This is a genomic window from Micromonospora craterilacus, assembly GCF_003236315.1.
GTDB lineage: Bacteria > Actinomycetota > Actinomycetes > Mycobacteriales > Micromonosporaceae > Micromonospora > Micromonospora craterilacus.
On record NZ_POTY01000177.1, the window covers coordinates 1 to 15,023 of the forward strand.

Below are 15,023 nucleotides of genomic sequence, written 5' to 3' on the forward strand. Positions count from 1 at the left end.
GTGAGGATCTGGCCGGCGGTGTCGCGGGCTCGGGGGCTCTTCGCGGCGCCGGGACGGTGTACAACGACTGACCGGGGCGGGTCATTCCCGGGATCTGCCGGCCGCGGCACACGCCCTGGTCGGGCGGGGCGGCCCTGCTTGGTCAGCCAGGGTTTACAACGCCGGCCACCCGCCCAGGATTCCGCCCCGACGATGCCGCGCGTCACACCCGGCCGCGCCGGCCGGCGCAACGGCCCGCCAAACGGACATCGGGAAATTGGGGGACGATCGCCGTGTCCGGTCCGGCCGGGGCGGCGTTGTCGATACCGGTGACCGGTGTCACATTCGATACGATCCGGTTCCGTATCGTTAATGCCGGACCTAGGCTCAGCATCGATTACGGACGGGACCGTATCGAAAACCGGGGGGTGCCGGAGATGCAACCGAACGAGAACACCGGACATCCGAGGAGGTGGGCGATCCTCGGGGTGCTGGTGATCAGCCTGCTCGTGGTCGTCCTGGACAACACCATCCTCAACGTCGCACTGCGTACGCTCGCCGACCCGGTACACGGTCTCGGGGCCAGCCAGGGCGAGCTGGAGTGGTCGATCAACTCCTACACACTGGTCTTCGCCGGGCTGCTGTTCACCTTCGGCGTCCTCGGCGACCGGGCCGGCCGGCGCCGCATGCTCCTCATCGGCCTGGTCCTCTTCGGGCTGGCGTCGCTGCTCTCGGCGTACGCGCAGAGCCCCGCGCAGCTGATCGCGGCCCGCGCGCTGATGGGGGTCGGCGGCGCGGCCATCATGCCGGCGACCCTGTCGATCATCTCCAACGTCTTCGACCCGCGCGAACGGGGGCGGGCCATCGGGGTGTGGGCCGGCGCGGTCGGCCTGGCGGTGGCGATCGGGCCGGTGCTCGGCGGCCTGCTGTTGGAGCACTACTGGTGGGGCTCCGTCTTCCTGATCAACGTGCCGGTCGTCGCGCTCGGCGTGGTGCTGGTGGCGCTGCTGGTACCCGAGTCGCGGGACCCCAAGCCGGGCCGAATCGACGCGTTCGGCGTACTGCTCTCGGTGGTCGGCCTGGTCGCCCTGACCTACGGGATCATCGACGGCGGCGAGCACGGGTTCGGCCGACCGCTGGTCTGGGCCTCGATCCTCGGCGGTCTCGCGGTGCTGGCCTGGTTCGTCACACACGAGCGGCGGAGCACCCACCCGTCGCTGGACGTCCGCCTGTTCCGGGTGCCGCGCTTCGCCGCACCGGTGGCGATGATCGGGCTGGTCTTCTTCGCCGCGATGGGCGTGATGTTCTTCAGCTCGTTCTACCTGCAACTGGTGCGCGGCTACAGCCCGCTGCAGACCGGCCTGCTCTTCCTGCCCTTCGCGGTCGCCCAGCTCGTCTTCGCCCCGCGCAGCGCCACCATGGTGCGCCGGTACGGCGGACGAGCCGTCGCGGTGGTGGGACTGCTGCTGACCGTGGTGGCGCTGGGCGCGTTCGCCTTCGTCGACGCCACCACGCCGATCTGGGTGGTGCTGGTCTTCTTCTTCCTGCAAGGTGCCGGGATGGCGAACATCATGCCGCCGGCCACCGAGTCGATCATGTCGGCGCTGCCCCGGGAGAAGGCCGGCGTCGGCTCCGCGGTCAGCAACACCATCCGGCAGGTGGCCGCCGCGCTCGGCGTGGCGGTGATCGGCTCGGTGCTGGCCGCGGGCTACCGCTCCGGCATCGAGCCGGCCCTGGCGGACCTGCCGGCGGCGGCGCGCGAGGCGGCCGGCGAGTCGATCTCGGGTGCGTACGCCGCTGCCGGCCAGCTCGGCCCGGCGGCCCCGCCGCTCGTCACGGCGGCCAACGACGCCTTCGTCTCGGCCATGCACTGGGCGGCGGCGCTGGCCGCGCTGGTCGCCGCAGCCGGCATCCTGGTGGCCCTGCGCTGGATGCCCGGCCGGCCGACCACCGACGTGCCGGCACCGGCGGGCGAGCCCGAGTTGGCCGGCACCGCGTGACGTCAGGGACAATAGGCAGATGACTACCACCGCAGACGCTCCGCGGCCGCCCGGCCGGCCGCGGAGCGTCCGCGCGGACGAGGCGATCATCGAAGCCACGCTGGACCTGCTCGCCGAGGGCAGCACGATCGAGGCGATCTCGGTGGAGTCGATCGCCGCGCGGGCCGGGGTCGGCAAGGCCACGATCTACCGCCGCTGGCCCGGCAAGGACGCACTGCTGCGCGACGCTCTGCGTAGGCTCAAGGGCAACCCGCCGCAGCCGGCCGGCCACTCGGTCCGCGAGGATCTGATCACGCTGGTCAGCGCGATCGGCCACAACGTCGACCCGCGCGCCGCGCAGATCATGCCCTGCCTGGTGCCCGAGGTGAAACGCAGCCCCGAGCAGTACGCGTTCTACCAGAGCATCGTCGAGCCCCGCCGCGCGGTGATGCGGGAGGTGCTGCGGCGTGGCATCCGGGACGGCGAACTCCGCGCCGACCTCGACGTCGAGGTGACCATGGCGATGCTCACCGGCCCGATGCTCATCCAGCGGGTGTTGAACTGGAATCCTGACCTCGACGAGGCGACCCTCCCCGAGAAGGTCGTCGACGGCGTCCTGGCCGGCATCCGCGCCGGCTGACGCCCGCACCGCCCGCCGCCCCGGCCGCATCGGCCGTCCGTACGGCCGCCCCCGTTGCGGCCGTACGGCTCAGCCGGCCGGCGCTCGCAGCCGGTGCAGGCGCAGCGCCAGCTGCACCTCCAGGGCCCGCTCGGGCTTCTGCCAGTCCGCGCCGAGCAGCTGACCGACCCGCTCCAGCCGCTGCGTCACCGTGTTGACGTGCACGTGCAGCTGCTCGGCCGCCCGGGCCAGGCTGCCGCCCACCCCGAAGTACGCCTCCAGGGTCCGCACCAGGGCGGTGCCCCGACGAGCGTCGTAGTCGATCACCGGGCCGACGGTGGCGGCGAGGAACCGGCTCACGTCGGCGTCGCCGCCGTCCCCGACCGTGCCCAGCAACAGCCCGACGAAGCCCAGCTCGGCGGTGCTCGCCCCCTGCCCGGCCCGGCCCAGCGCGCCCAGCGCGGTCAGGCACCGGTCGGCCTCCCGGAAGGCGGCGGCCAGCGACGCCGGCCCGATGGACGGGCCGCTCGCCCCGGCGGTCACCGGCCGCCCGGTGATCCGGGACAGGTCCCGGGCCACCGCGCGGGCGCTGCCGCCGGCATCCTGCCCGGGCAGCATCAGGGCCACCCGGCCGTCGCGGGCCGCGGCCAGCCCGCCCCGGGTCGAGGCGTACGTGGTGGCCCAGGAGAGCACCCGCTGCCGGGCCGAGCCGGTCGCCGCGATGGCGTCCTCGCCGACCGCCACCAACACGTGCGGGGCGTCCAGGTCCACACCGAGGCGGCGGGCCCGGCTGCGCAGCGCGTCGGTGTCGCGCAGCGGCCGGGCGATCAGGTCGTCGAGCAGCTCGCCCCGGACCCGGCCCTCCGCCTCGGCGACGGTACGCCGGAACAGCAGCAGCAGCGCGGTCACCAGCGCGGCGCGTTCCAGGATCCGCTGGTCGGCATCGGCCAGCTCACCCTCGGGGTGCAGCACCAGCGCGCCCAGGTTCTCCGCACCGGCCACCACCGCGGCATACCACAGCGCACCCCGGCGTACGCTGCGCCCCTCGGTGCGGGACGCGGCCACCGCCTCGACGATGTCCACCCGGTCCGGCTCGTCGATCTCGCCGACCCGGGCCAGCCGCCGCCCCTCGGCGTCCAGGGCCAGCAGCGCCCCGCCGAGCACCTCGGTGACCGCGGCCGTGACGTCCTCCACCCCGCCGCCCCGCAGCACCAGCGCGGTCATCCGGTCGTGGGCCGCCGCGGCCCGTTCCACCGAGCTGCTGTGCGCCCGGATGGTGGTGTTGGCCGCGGAAAGCTCCTCCAGCGCCGCGCGGGTCTCGGCCAGCAGTCGTGCGGTGTCGATCGCCACCGCGGCGTGCGCGGCCAGCGAGAGCAGCAGCGCCACCTCCTCCCGGGCGAACGGCCGGGCCGAGCGGTTCGCCGCGTAGAGCACTCCGATGCTGGTGGAGCCGAGCCGCAGCGGCACCCCGAGGATGGCCACCAGCCCCTCCTCGCCCACCCCGGCGTCGATCTCCCGGGTGTGGTGGAAGCGGTCGTCCTCCGGGTAGTTCGCGGTGACGTACGGGGCACCCGACTGGGCCACCAGGCCACCGAGGCCGGCGCCCATCGGCAGCCGCAGCCGCTGGAACCGGGCCGAGACCGAGCCGTCGGTGACCCGCATGTAGGTGTCGCCGCGCTCCTCGTCGTTGAGGGTCATGTAGGCGACGTCGGCGCCGAGCAGGTGCCGGGCCCGGTGCACGATCGCCCGCAACACGTCGTCCAGGTCGCGCAGCCCGGCCAGGTCGCTGACCGTGTCGTACAGGCCGGAGAGTTCGCTCTCCCGGCGGCGGCGGCGCTCCAGCAGCGCGCGTACCCGCAGCGCCACGGTCTTGGCCTGCTCCAACTCGGCGATCCGGTCGGCGGGCAGCCCGGCCGACCGGGCGGCGACCAGCGGTCCCTCGAACTCGACCGCAGCCGCCTCGCGGGCGAGCAGTTCCAGGAACTCCACCGGTGACGACATGACGGACATTGTGCGGGAGTTCACTAGTTCGCCGTCCAGCCCCCGTCGAGTGCGATCGAGGCGCCGGTGAGGAACGCCGCGGGCGGCGAGCAGAGGTAGGCCAGCAGCTCCGCCACCTCCTCGGGCTCGATCAGGCGTTTGATCGCCGCCCGGGCCAGCATGATCTTCTCGACCACCTCGGTCTCCGGGATGCCGTGGGTGGCAGCCTGGTCGGCGATCTGGCTCTCCACCAGCGCGGTGCGCACATAGGCCGGGTTGATGCAGTTGGCCGTCACGCCGTGCGCCGCGCCCTCCAGCGCCACCACCTTGGACAGTCCCTCCAGGGCGTGCTTGGCCGCGACGTACGCCACCTTGTACGGCGAGGCACGCAGCCCGTGCACCGAGGAGATGTTGACGATCCGGCCCCAGCCCTGCGCGTACATGTGCGGCAGCGCCCGCCGGATGAGCAGGAAAGGCGCCTCCACCATCACCCGGTGCAGGTGCTCGAACCGCTCGACGGAGAACTCCTGGACCGGGGCGACGTGTTGCAGGCCGGCGTTGTTGACCACGATGTCCACATCGGCGTCGAGCCGGTCCACCGCCTCGACGTCGGCCAGGTCCACCCCCTCGGCCCGGCCGCCGGCCTCGGCGGCCACCAGCTTGGCCGCCTCGACGTTGCGGTCGACCACCAGCACGCTCGCGCCGGCCGCGGCCAGCCGCAGGGCGCAGGCCCGGCCGATGCCGCTGCCGCCGCCCGTCACGAGGGCGGTACGGCCGGCGAGGTCGACGTTCACGACGTGGGGGACCGCCACTGGTTCTGCCGTCATGGCGCAAGAAGTTACGAGCTGTGTGGCCGGGCGCACATGGGGTTGCGGCACATACTCACGCGGCACTGTGTGGTCGGCGGCGACATCAGGGCCGCGCCGACGTGACGACGCGGGAACGGCGCTACCTGGCGGGCGTGTCCCGCGGCGCGGCGTGTCGGCGGCATCGGTAGGGTGTCGAACACACGTACTGCCCGGCGGGCGGGGAGGAGGCGACGTGCGGGTGCTCGGCGTCGACCCGGGGCTGACCCGGTGCGGGGTCGGCGTGGTGGAGGGGGTGCCCGGGCGGCCCTGCGCGCTGGTCGCCTACTACGTCGTCTACACCGATCCGGCCGACGAGCTGCCGACGCGCCTGCTGCACCTGGACCGGTCGCTGACCGACCTGGTCGCCGAGCACCGGCCGGACAGTGTGGCCGTCGAGCGGGTGTTCAGCCAGCACAACGTGCGTACGGTGATGGGCACCGCCCAGGCCAGCGGCATCGCCGTACTCGCCGGGGCGCGCGCCGGGCTGCCGGTGCAGACGTACACCCCGAGCGAGGTGAAGGCGGCGGTGACCGGCTCCGGTCAGGCGGACAAGGCGCAGATGACCGCGATGGTGACCCGGCTGCTGCGGCTGCCCGAGCCGCCCCGGCCGGCCGACGCCGCGGACGCCCTCGCGCTGGCCATCTGCCACGTGTGGCGCGGCGGCACGCGGTCGAAGCTGGCCGCCGCCGCGGACCGGGTGCGACGAGGAGGAGCGAGATGATCGCGAGTGTGCGCGGCATGGTGACCGCCACCGGTCCGGACCACGCGGTGATCGAGGTCGGCGGGGTCGGCCTGGCCGTGCAGTGCGCCCCCGGCACCATCGCCGACCTGCGGGTCGGCCAGCCGGCCCGGCTGGCCACCAGCCTGGTCGTCCGGGAGGACTCGCTCACCCTCTACGGCTTCGCCGACGACGACGCGAAGTCGCTGTTCGAGCTGTTGCAGACGGCCAGCGGGGTCGGCCCGCGGCTGGCCCAGGCGGTGCTCGCCGTGCACACCCCCGACGCGGTGCGCAAGGCGATCGCCAACGCCGACACCGCGGCGCTGACCCGGGTTCCCGGGATCGGCAAGAAGGGCGCCGAGCGTCTGGTGCTGGAGTTGCGCGATCGGATCGGCCCGGTCCCGGTGGGTGTCGACGGTGCGGCCGGGGTGACCGGTGGCGCCTGGCCGGAGCAGGTCCGCCAGGCGTTGATCGGGCTCGGCTGGACGGCGGGTCAGGCCGACCAGGCCGTGGCCGCCGTCGCCGAGACCGTCGACGGTGCCACCCCGCCGGTGCCGGTGCTGCTCAAGCAGGCCATCCGGCTGCTGGGCCGGACCCGATGACCGGGTCCGACGGCGGACTGGTCTCGGCGTACGTGGCCGACGCCGAGCGGGACGCCGAGGTCAGCGTGCGGCCGAAGCGGCTGGCGGAGTTCATCGCCCAGCACCGCGTCCGCGACCAGCTCGACCTGCTGTTGAAGGGTGCGATGCGGCGCGGCGCGCCGCCCGACCACATCCTCCTGTCGGGGCCCCCTGGCCTGGGTAAGACCACCCTGGCCAACATCGTGGCCGCTGAGCTGGGCACCGGCATCCGGGTCACCAGTGGCCCGGCCATCGAACGTTCCGGTGACCTGGCCGCCATCCTGACCAGCCTGGCCGAGGGCGACGTGCTCTTCATCGACGAGATCCACCGGATCGCCAAGCCGGCGGAGGAGCTGCTCTACAGCGCGATGGAGGACTTCCGGGTCGACGTGGTGGTCGGCAAGGGGCCGGGTGCCACCGCCATCCCGCTGGACGTCGAGCCGTTCACCCTGGTGGGTGCGACCACCCGGGCCGGTCTGTTGACCGGCCCGATGCGGGACCGGTTCGGGTTCGTCGCGCACCTCGATTTCTACGCGCCGGCCGAGTTGGAGGTGCTGCTGCACCGGTCGGCGCGGATTCTCGGGGTGCCGATCACCGACGACGGGGCGGTGGAGATCGCCGGCCGGTCCCGGGGCACGCCTCGGATCGCCAACCGGCTGTTGCGCCGGGTGCGGGACTTCGCCGAGGTACGCGCCGACGGCGTGGTCACGGTCGACACGGCCCGGGCGGCCCTGACCGTGTACGACGTGGACGCGCTCGGGCTCGACCGGCTCGACCGGGCGGTGCTGACCGCGCTGGTCGACTCGTTCCGGGGTGGCCCGGTCGGGCTGTCGACCCTGGCCGTGGCGGTGGGGGAGCAGCCGGACACGGTGGAGGAGGTCTGCGAGCCGTTCCTGGTGCGGGCCGGCCTGCTGGCCCGTACGCCGCGGGGTCGGGTGGCGACCGAGGCAGCCTGGCACCACCTGGGACGCACCCCGCCGAATGGTACATTTGCGTCCGAAGCTCCTCCCGCGCCCGATCTCTTTTCCGTGGACACCGGCGAGCCGTGATCCGAACGTGATCTGTGCCGCATTCGGCGTTCCCAGATACAGCGACTAGACTCGCCGCGGTCTGTACAGGATGTGAAAATCCGCCTCCGCTCCGGTGTTCACGCTCCGGGCCCGGGGGCCAATGGGAAGGTCGACAACCGTGCTTTACGCAGCAGAAGGCGGCGGAGCGGGAGGCTTCACGCCGATCCTCATGATCGCTCTGCTCTTCGGCGTCATGTACTTCATGATGATCCGCCCTCAGCAGAAGCGCCGCCGCGAGGCCGAGGCCATGCAAACCGGCCTCTCCGTGGGCGACGAGGTGGTCACCATCGGCGGGCTCTACGGCACGGTCACCGGTGTCGAGGACGACAGCGTCCTGCTCGAGATCGCCCCCGGAGTGCAGACCCGCTACGCCCGTCCGGCGATCGCCCGGGTGGTCACCAAGGCGGAGCAGCCCGTCGAGTCGGCAGCCGAGGAGACCGACGCCGTCAAGGACTGAGCATCGCACCCACCCGGGCTGTCGGCCCGCCGGCCGCTCGGGTGGGGCGGCGCCCGCATGCGTCCCCGGCGGGTGGCCGCCGTCGACAGGCGTGGTGAGACAACTGGATAGATGGCCGACGCCGGGCGTCGGCCCGCCGGCTCGGCGGTCCACGCGCCCGCGTTGACCATGCGAGGCGGCGGCGTCAGCCCGGGCGCCGTCGGAAGGCAGATCGTTGGCCGGGAACCCGGCCGACCCGCCGCCGCGTCAGCGGCGGCGCGACCGTACAGGGAGACAGGACAGCCGTGGCACCACCTCAGGGACAGATGCGCCCAGGACGGCAGTTGGCCGTGCTGGGGGGCATCCTCGTCGTCCTCTATCTTTTGGTGTTCTTCTCGGGCGGTGCCAGCGGTGGCTGGAAGGATCGGCTCGAGCCCCGTCTCGGTCTTGACCTGGTCGGCGGTACCCGGCTGACGCTGGAGGCGACCAACACGCTCGACGGCCGGGCGCCGACCGCGACGAACCTCGAGCAGGCCCGGCAGATCATCGAGAGCCGGGTCAACGCCTACGGTGTGGCCGAGGCCGAGGTGGTCACCGAGGGCGACCGCAACATCGTCATCTCCCTGCCGGGCGAGAACCGGGACCTGAGCGAGGTCGGCAGCGCCGCCGAGCTGCGTTTCCGCAAGGTCCTGAAGATCGCCGACGGCAGCGGGGCGCTCCCGTCGCCGGCGCCGACCGAGAGCGCCGCGCCGACGCCCACGGGTAGCCCGAGCCCGTCCGGCAGCGTGAGCCCCACCCCGAACGCCGAGGCCACCTCCTCGCCGTCGGCCGGCGGCCAGGGCGGCAGCGCGCCGACCCCGACTCCCACCCCGTCCGCGACGCCGAGCGCCACTCCGTCGCCGACGGCGAGCGAGGAGCCGGTGCCGCAGAGCATTGAGGAACAGCGCCAGGCCGTCGAGCAGAAGGTGGGCGCGGAGGCGTGGGCCGCCGCGAGCGCCCTCCAGGCGCCGGCGGACCTCACCGCCGACCCGTCGCTGGCCGAGAAGCTCAAGCCGTTCGCCGAGCTGAGTGGCCGCGAGGTCGCCGTGCTGCCGGCGCAGATGCAGTTCAACGTGCCGACCATCGGTTGCCTCCAGCTCGACGACCGGCCCCCGGCGTCCATCTCCAACGCGGACCAGCCGGCCGTTGCCTGCGAGGGCGGCTACGCCAAGAACCTGCTCGACGTGGCGAAGGTGCTCGGCACCGACGTCGCCAGCGCCAGTGCGGTGCGCGACCAGACCGCCCAGTGGGTGGTCAGCCTCAACTTCAGCGGGTCCGGCCAGGAGAAGTGGACGAACCTGACCCGCGAGGCGTTCCACAACGAGGGCCAGGCGTGCGACGCCACCGCGCTCGGCGACGAGGGCAAGTGCCGGGTCGCCGTGGTGCTGGACAACGCGATCATCTCGTCGCCGCAGATCCAGGGTGTGCTTACCGGCAACTCTCAGATCACCGGCAACTTCAGCAACGCCGAGGCCAGTGAGCTGGCCGGCTACCTCAACTACGGTGCCCTGCCGGTCACCTTCCAGGCGCAGGAGCAGCAGAACGTCACCGCCACCCTGGGCGCCAGCCACCTGCGGGCCGGCCTGCTCGCGGCCGGCATCGGCATGCTGCTGGTCATCATCTACTCGTTCTTCTACTACCGCCTGCTCGGCTCGGTGATCTTCCTGAGCCTGATCATGTCGGCGCTGCTGCTCTTCGGCGCCCTGGTGGTGCTCGGCCGGCAGATCGGCTTCACGCTCACCCTCGCCGGCATCGCCGGCATCATCGTGTCGCTCGGTGTGGCGGCGGACTCGTTCGTCATCTACTTCGAACGACTAAAGGACGAGATCCGGGACGGGCGCAGCCCGCGCAGCGCGGTCCCCCGGGCCTGGATCCGGGCCCGCCGGACGATCATCTCGGCGAACGCCATCACGATCATGTCGGCCGTGGTGCTCTACATCGTCTCGGTCGGCACGGTGAAGGGCTTCGCCTTCGCCCTCGGCCTGGCCACGGTGCTCGACCTGCTCGTGGTCTTCCTCTTCCGACACCCGATCATGACGATGCTCGCCCGCAGCAAGGCGTTCCTGTCCCCGCGGGTCAGTGGCCTCGGCCGGGCGCTGCCGGCCCGGTCGTCGGAGCAGTCCCCGTCCCGCAACCCACGCGCCAAGGAGGCCTGAGATGGCTGCTGAGAACGGTCTGGCAAGCCGCCTCTACCGGGGCGAGGCCGGCCTCAACATCGTCGGCCGGCGCAGGTTGTGGTTCACCGTCGCCACCGTACTGGTGGTGATCGCGCTGGGCAGCGTGGTGTTCCGGGGGTTCAGCCTCGGCATCGAGTTCGAAGGCGGAAACTCGTTCCAGATTCCCACCAGCGTCGGCACCATGCAGGACGCGGAGGCCACGGCGGACCAGTCGCTGACCGCCGCGGGCGACGGCGCCCACGTGGTGACCGCGCAGAAGGTCGGCGGTGCCGGCGGCGAGTTCTACGAGCTGCGTACCACCCAGCTCAACCCCGAGCAGGCCGAGGCCGTCCGGGAGGACATGGCCCAACGGTTCGGCCTCGACGCGACGCAGATCAGCGCCAACCGGGTCAGCGAGGCGTGGGGCAGCCAGGTCACCAACCGGGCGCTGCTCGGCCTGGTCGTCTTCATCGCGCTGGTGACGGTCTACCTGATCCTGCGCTTCGAGCTGAACATGGCGATCGCGGCCATCTTCTCCCTGGTGATGAACCTGGCCCTCACCTCCGGCATCTACTCGCTTGTCGGGTTCGAGGTCACCCCGTCGACGATCGTCGGTTTCCTCACCATCCTGGGCTTCGCCCTGTACGACGTGGTGGTGGTCTTCGACAAGGTGCAGGAGAACACCAGAGGGATCACCGCGAACAACAACCAGACGTACGGCGAGGCGGCCAACCTGGCCGTCAACCAGAGCCTGATGCGGTCGCTCAACACCTCGGTGGTCGCGCTGCTGCCGGTCGGCGGCATCCTCTTCATCGGTGCCGGCCTGCTCGGCGCGGGCACCCTGAAGGACCTCGGCCTGGTGCTGTTCGTCGGTATGGCCATGGCCTTCCTCACCTCGATCCTGCTGGCCACCCCGCTGCTGGTGGTGCTCAAGAACCGCGATCCGCGGATCGCGGCGCACAACAAGCGGGTGGAGGCCCGGCGGGCCGCGGTGACGCGGGGCGAGGTCCCGGCCGCCAAGACCAGCTCCCGCCGGACCGAGCCGGTCGAGGAGCCGGTGGCGGCGGAGGCCGGAGCCGCTGCCCTGGCCGGTGCCGCCGCCCCGAAGGTGGGCGCCCGGCCGGCCGGCAAGCGTTCCGGCGGTGCCCGGGGCGGGCGCCCCGGCGGCAACCGCCCGGGCGGCGGAAAGCGGCGCTGACCCCACCGGGGCCGACCCGGTAGGAACGGTACAGGCGGCGTCCTGCATGCTGTGCGAGCAGCGTGCGGGACGCCGCCGTCGTGTGGAAGGGGAGCGAACTGCCTTGACGGAGACCCACAGCACCGGGGTACGCGGAGACAGCGGCCCGGAGGCGGCCCGGCTGGTGGCCAGCCGGGTGCTCGACGTGCCCGACTTTCCCAAGCCCGGCGTCATGTTCAAGGACCTGATGCCGTTGTTCGCCGACGGTGACGCCTTCCGGGACGTGACCGACGGGATCATCGCGTACCACGGGCGGGAGTCCTTCGACGCCGTGGTCGGCATCGAGGCACGGGGCTTCGTGATCGCCGCGGCCATCGCGTACGCCACCGGGGTCGGCGTGGTGCCGGTGCGCAAGGCCGGCAAGCTGCCCCGCCCCGCCTACGCCGCCTCCTACGAGCTGGAGTACGGCGAGGCCACCCTCGAGGTGCACCAGGACGCGTTCACCGCCGGCCACCGCGTGCTGGTGGTCGACGACGTGCTCGCCACCGGCGGCACCGCCGCGGCGACGCTGGACCTGGTGGAGCGGGCCGGTGGCACCGTGGCGGGTTTCACCGTGCTGCTGGAGCTGTCCTTCCTCGGTGGCCGGGACCGGCTGGCGCCGCGTCCCGTCCATGCCCTGCTGACTGTTTGAGACGAACACCGCCGCCGGATGGACCCGGCACGGTCCGTCCGGCGGAGCGGCACGGCACCCCCGGTGCGGGTAGCATTGCCCATTGCTGACCGGGCGGTGACTCGTCCGAAAGGCGCGAGACCAGGCCGGCCGGCGCACGGTCGGCGTATTCCCGGCGAGCGGTGAGGAGGCCGGTGTCCCACGATGTCGCCCCTCCGGTGGAGGGCACGGTGCACCCGACAGGCGATGCGGACGGCTCGGTGACCGACCGCAACGGCGCCGCCCCGGCGTCGGGCGACGGATCCGGCGCGGCACGGCCCACCGGCGACGTGGCCCGTACGACCGCGAGCGCTGACGTCGTACCTCTCGAAGCCGTCGCCGACCCGTCGCCGAGCAGTGGCTTCGCCCTGTCCCACGCGCCCACCGGGCGCCGGGTTCGGGCCCGGCTGGCCCGGTTCAACGCGCCGTGGCAGTCGTCGCAGGTCAGCGAGGTGCTGGAGCCGCTGATCTCGTCGCACCGGGAGAACCACCCCAAGGCCGACGCCCGGTTGTTGCAGCGGGCCTTCGACACCGCGGCGCGCTGGCACTCGGGTCAGTACCGCAAGTCCGGCGACCCGTACATCACCCATCCCCTCGCGGTGGCGACCATCCTCGCCAACCTGGGCATGGACACCACCACCCTGGTCGCCGCGCTGCTGCATGACACGATCGAGGACACCGAGTACACCCTCGACCAGATGCGCGCGGACTTCGGTGGCGAGGTCGCCTTGCTGGTCGACGGCGTCACCAAGCTGGACAAGGTCAAGCTCGGTGACGCGGCCAAGGCGGAGACGATCCGCAAGATGGTCGTCGCCATGGCCAAGGACCCGCGGGTCCTGGTGATCAAGCTGGCCGACCGGCTGCACAACATGCGTACGCTGACCTTCCTGCCCCGGCCGAAGCAGGAGCAGAAGGCGAAGGAGACGCTGGAGATCCTCGCCCCGCTGGCCCACCGGCTGGGTATGAACACGATCAAGTGGGAGCTGGAGGATCTGGCCTTCGGGACGCTGTTCCCGAAGCGGTTCGAGGAGATCAACCGGCTGATCGGGGAGCACCAGCCGCAGCGCGAGGCGTTGCTGCGGCAGGTGACGCAGAAGGTGCAGACCGACCTGAAGGCCGCGAAGATCAAGGCGGAGACCACCGGGCGGCCGAAGCACCTGTACTCGATCTACCAGAAGATGATCGTGCGGGGTCGGGACTTCAACGACATCTACGACCTGGTGGGTGTGCGGATCCTGGTCGACACGGTGCGGGACTGCTACGCCGCGTTGGGTGTGATCCACGCGAACTGGCAGCCGGTGCCGGGCCGGTTCAAGGACTACATCGCGATGCCCAAGTTCAACATGTACCAGTCGCTGCACACGACCGTGATCGGGCCGACCGGTAAGCCGGTGGAGATGCAGATCCGGACGTACGCGATGCACCGGACGGCGGAGTTCGGTATCGCGGCGCACTGGAAGTACAAGGAGCACAAGGGCACCCAGATCGTCGGCCCGCCGGCGCACATCGACGAGATGACCTGGCTGCGGCAGCTGCTGGACTGGCAGCGGGAGGCGGCGGACCCGAGCGAGTTCCTGGACGCGCTGCGGTTCGACCTGTCCAGCCAGGAGGTGTACGTCTTCACCCCGAAGGGCGACGTGATCCCGTTGCCGACCGGGTCGACGCCGGTGGACTTCGCGTACGCGGTGCACACCGAGGTCGGGCACAAGTGCATCGGGGCGCGGGTCAACGGCAAGTTGGTGCCGTTGGAGTCGACGCTGTCCAACGGCGACGTGATCGAGATCTTCACCTCGAAGTCCGACACGGCCGGCCCGACGCAGGACTGGTTGGGCTTCGTCAAGAGCCCCCGGGCGCGTACGAAGATCCGGCAGTACTTCAACAAGGAGCGTCGCGAGGAGGCGATCGAGGAGGGCAAGGACGCGATCGTCAAGGCGATGCGTAAGCAGGGCATGCCGTTGCAGCGGATGCTCACCTCCGACAACCTGATGGCGATCGCCCGGGATCTGCACCTGGCCGACGTGGCGTCGCTGTACGCGGCGGTCGGTGACAGCCAGGTCTCCGCGCAGTCGGTGGTGCAGAAGCTGATGGCCTCCTACGGCGGTGAGGAGGGCGCGGCCGAGGACATCGCCGAGACGGCCGTCGCGACCCGGCCGCCGCGCAGCCGGGCGAGCAGTCACGACCCGGGTGTGGTGGTCCGCGGGGTCAGCGACGTGTGGATCAAGCTGGCTCGCTGCTGCACCCCGGTGCCGCCGGACTCGGTCTTCGGCTTCGTGACCCGCTCGGGCGGGGTCAGCGTGCACCGCGACGACTGCGCCAACGCCGAGGACCTGCGCGCCCAGGGCGAGCGGGTGGTCGAGGTGAGCTGGAAGCTCACCTCCGCCTCGACGTTCCTGGTCGCCATCCAGGTGGAGGCCCTCGACCGGCACAAGCTGCTCGCCGACGTCACCCGGGTGCTCTCCGACGAGCGGGTCAACATCCTCTCCGCCACCGTCACCACCACCCGCGACCGGGTGGCGGTCAGCCGGTTCAGCTTCGAGATGGCCGACCCCAAGCACCTGGGCCACCTGCTCGCCACGGTCCGCAAAAGGCTGCAGGCCGACGGCGTCACGCTGCCGACCGTGCACACCACCGACGAGATCGACCTTCCGCAGTTCGCCTGGCAGATCCTGATCTGGGGCGAGTTGGTCGAAGAG

General features: G+C 71.9%; 12 protein-coding genes. 10 read left to right on the forward strand and 2 right to left on the reverse strand.

Annotation, left to right across the window (positions count from 1 at the left end):
- Positions 1 to 416: 416 nt before the first annotated feature.
- The gene (locus C1I95_RS23695; RefSeq protein ID WP_111216799.1) at positions 417 to 1,979 is read left to right on the forward strand and encodes an MFS transporter; all 1,563 of its coding nucleotides are present in this window, start codon (positions 417 to 419) and stop codon (positions 1,977 to 1,979) included.
- A gap of 19 nt (positions 1,980 to 1,998) precedes the next feature.
- A complete protein-coding gene (locus C1I95_RS23700) occupies positions 1,999 to 2,598 on the forward strand; it encodes a TetR/AcrR family transcriptional regulator (RefSeq protein ID WP_111216779.1) in 600 nt (199 codons plus the stop codon).
- A gap of 69 nt (positions 2,599 to 2,667) precedes the next feature.
- Here C1I95_RS23700 and C1I95_RS23705 read toward each other — a convergent pair whose 3' ends face one another.
- Together C1I95_RS23705 and C1I95_RS23710 are read right to left on the reverse strand one after the other, a co-directional pair.
- Complete coding sequence (locus tag C1I95_RS23705; RefSeq protein ID WP_111216781.1) at positions 2,668 to 4,587, reverse strand: helix-turn-helix domain-containing protein; 1,920 nt, start codon at positions 4,585 to 4,587, stop codon at positions 2,668 to 2,670.
- Positions 4,588 to 4,601: 14 nt separating this feature from the next.
- Positions 4,602 to 5,384, reverse strand: a complete 783-nt coding sequence (locus C1I95_RS23710) for a 3-hydroxybutyrate dehydrogenase (protein ID WP_111216783.1) — start codon at positions 5,382 to 5,384, stop codon at positions 4,602 to 4,604.
- Positions 5,385 to 5,598: 214 nt separating this feature from the next.
- Between C1I95_RS23710 and ruvC the strand changes: the two genes are divergently transcribed.
- The 8 genes from ruvC to C1I95_RS23750 form a co-directional block, all read left to right on the forward strand.
- Complete coding sequence (gene ruvC / locus C1I95_RS23715) at positions 5,599 to 6,126, forward strand: crossover junction endodeoxyribonuclease RuvC (RefSeq protein ID WP_111216785.1); 528 nt, start codon at positions 5,599 to 5,601, stop codon at positions 6,124 to 6,126.
- Entirely contained in the window at positions 6,123 to 6,725 is a 603-nt protein-coding gene (ruvA, locus tag C1I95_RS23720) for a Holliday junction branch migration protein RuvA (protein ID WP_111216787.1), read from the forward strand. Before ruvC ends, ruvA begins: the two co-directional genes overlap by 4 nt.
- Entirely contained in the window at positions 6,722 to 7,792 is a 1,071-nt protein-coding gene (ruvB, locus tag C1I95_RS23725; RefSeq protein WP_111216789.1) for a Holliday junction branch migration DNA helicase RuvB, read from the forward strand. Before ruvA ends, ruvB begins: the two co-directional genes overlap by 4 nt.
- Positions 7,793 to 7,931: 139 nt before the next feature.
- Positions 7,932 to 8,270 carry a preprotein translocase subunit YajC gene (gene yajC / locus C1I95_RS23730; protein ID WP_171023016.1) on the forward strand — a complete coding sequence of 113 codons (339 nt, stop codon included), beginning with the start codon at positions 7,932 to 7,934 and terminating at the stop codon, positions 8,268 to 8,270.
- 284 nt (positions 8,271 to 8,554) lie between these two features.
- Complete coding sequence (gene secD / locus C1I95_RS23735) at positions 8,555 to 10,444, forward strand: protein translocase subunit SecD (protein WP_199523875.1); 1,890 nt, start codon at positions 8,555 to 8,557, stop codon at positions 10,442 to 10,444.
- 1 nt (position 10,445) lies between these two features.
- Positions 10,446 to 11,642 carry a protein translocase subunit SecF gene (secF, locus tag C1I95_RS23740; RefSeq protein WP_111216795.1) on the forward strand — a complete coding sequence of 399 codons (1,197 nt, stop codon included), beginning with the start codon at positions 10,446 to 10,448 and terminating at the stop codon, positions 11,640 to 11,642.
- A 103-nt stretch (positions 11,643 to 11,745) separates the two neighbouring features.
- Positions 11,746 to 12,312 (forward strand): adenine phosphoribosyltransferase, encoded by a 567-nt coding sequence (locus C1I95_RS23745; protein ID WP_111216797.1) that lies wholly within the window; start codon positions 11,746 to 11,748, stop codon positions 12,310 to 12,312.
- A gap of 173 nt (positions 12,313 to 12,485) precedes the next feature.
- Positions 12,486 to 15,023 (forward strand): RelA/SpoT family protein (locus C1I95_RS23750; protein ID WP_438941333.1); only part of this gene is annotated, 2,538 nt, incomplete at its 3' end.

What these genes read in the sequence shown, in the direction of transcription:
- C1I95_RS23695 (WP_111216799.1), top strand. Translation starts at nt 417, where the DNA reads ATGCAACCGAACGAGAACACCGGACATCCGAGGAGGTGGGCGATCCTC.
- C1I95_RS23700 (WP_111216779.1), top strand. Translation starts at nt 1,999, where the DNA reads ATGACTACCACCGCAGACGCTCCGCGGCCGCCCGGCCGGCCGCGGAGC.
- C1I95_RS23705 (WP_111216781.1), bottom strand. Translation starts at nt 4,587, where the DNA reads ATGTCCGTCATGTCGTCACCGGTGGAGTTCCTGGAACTGCTCGCCCGC.
- C1I95_RS23710 (WP_111216783.1), bottom strand. Translation starts at nt 5,384, where the DNA reads ATGACGGCAGAACCAGTGGCGGTCCCCCACGTCGTGAACGTCGACCTC.
- ruvA (WP_111216787.1), top strand. Translation starts at nt 6,123, where the DNA reads ATGATCGCGAGTGTGCGCGGCATGGTGACCGCCACCGGTCCGGACCAC.
- ruvB (WP_111216789.1), top strand. Translation starts at nt 6,722, where the DNA reads ATGACCGGGTCCGACGGCGGACTGGTCTCGGCGTACGTGGCCGACGCC.
- secF (WP_111216795.1), top strand. Translation starts at nt 10,446, where the DNA reads ATGGCTGCTGAGAACGGTCTGGCAAGCCGCCTCTACCGGGGCGAGGCC.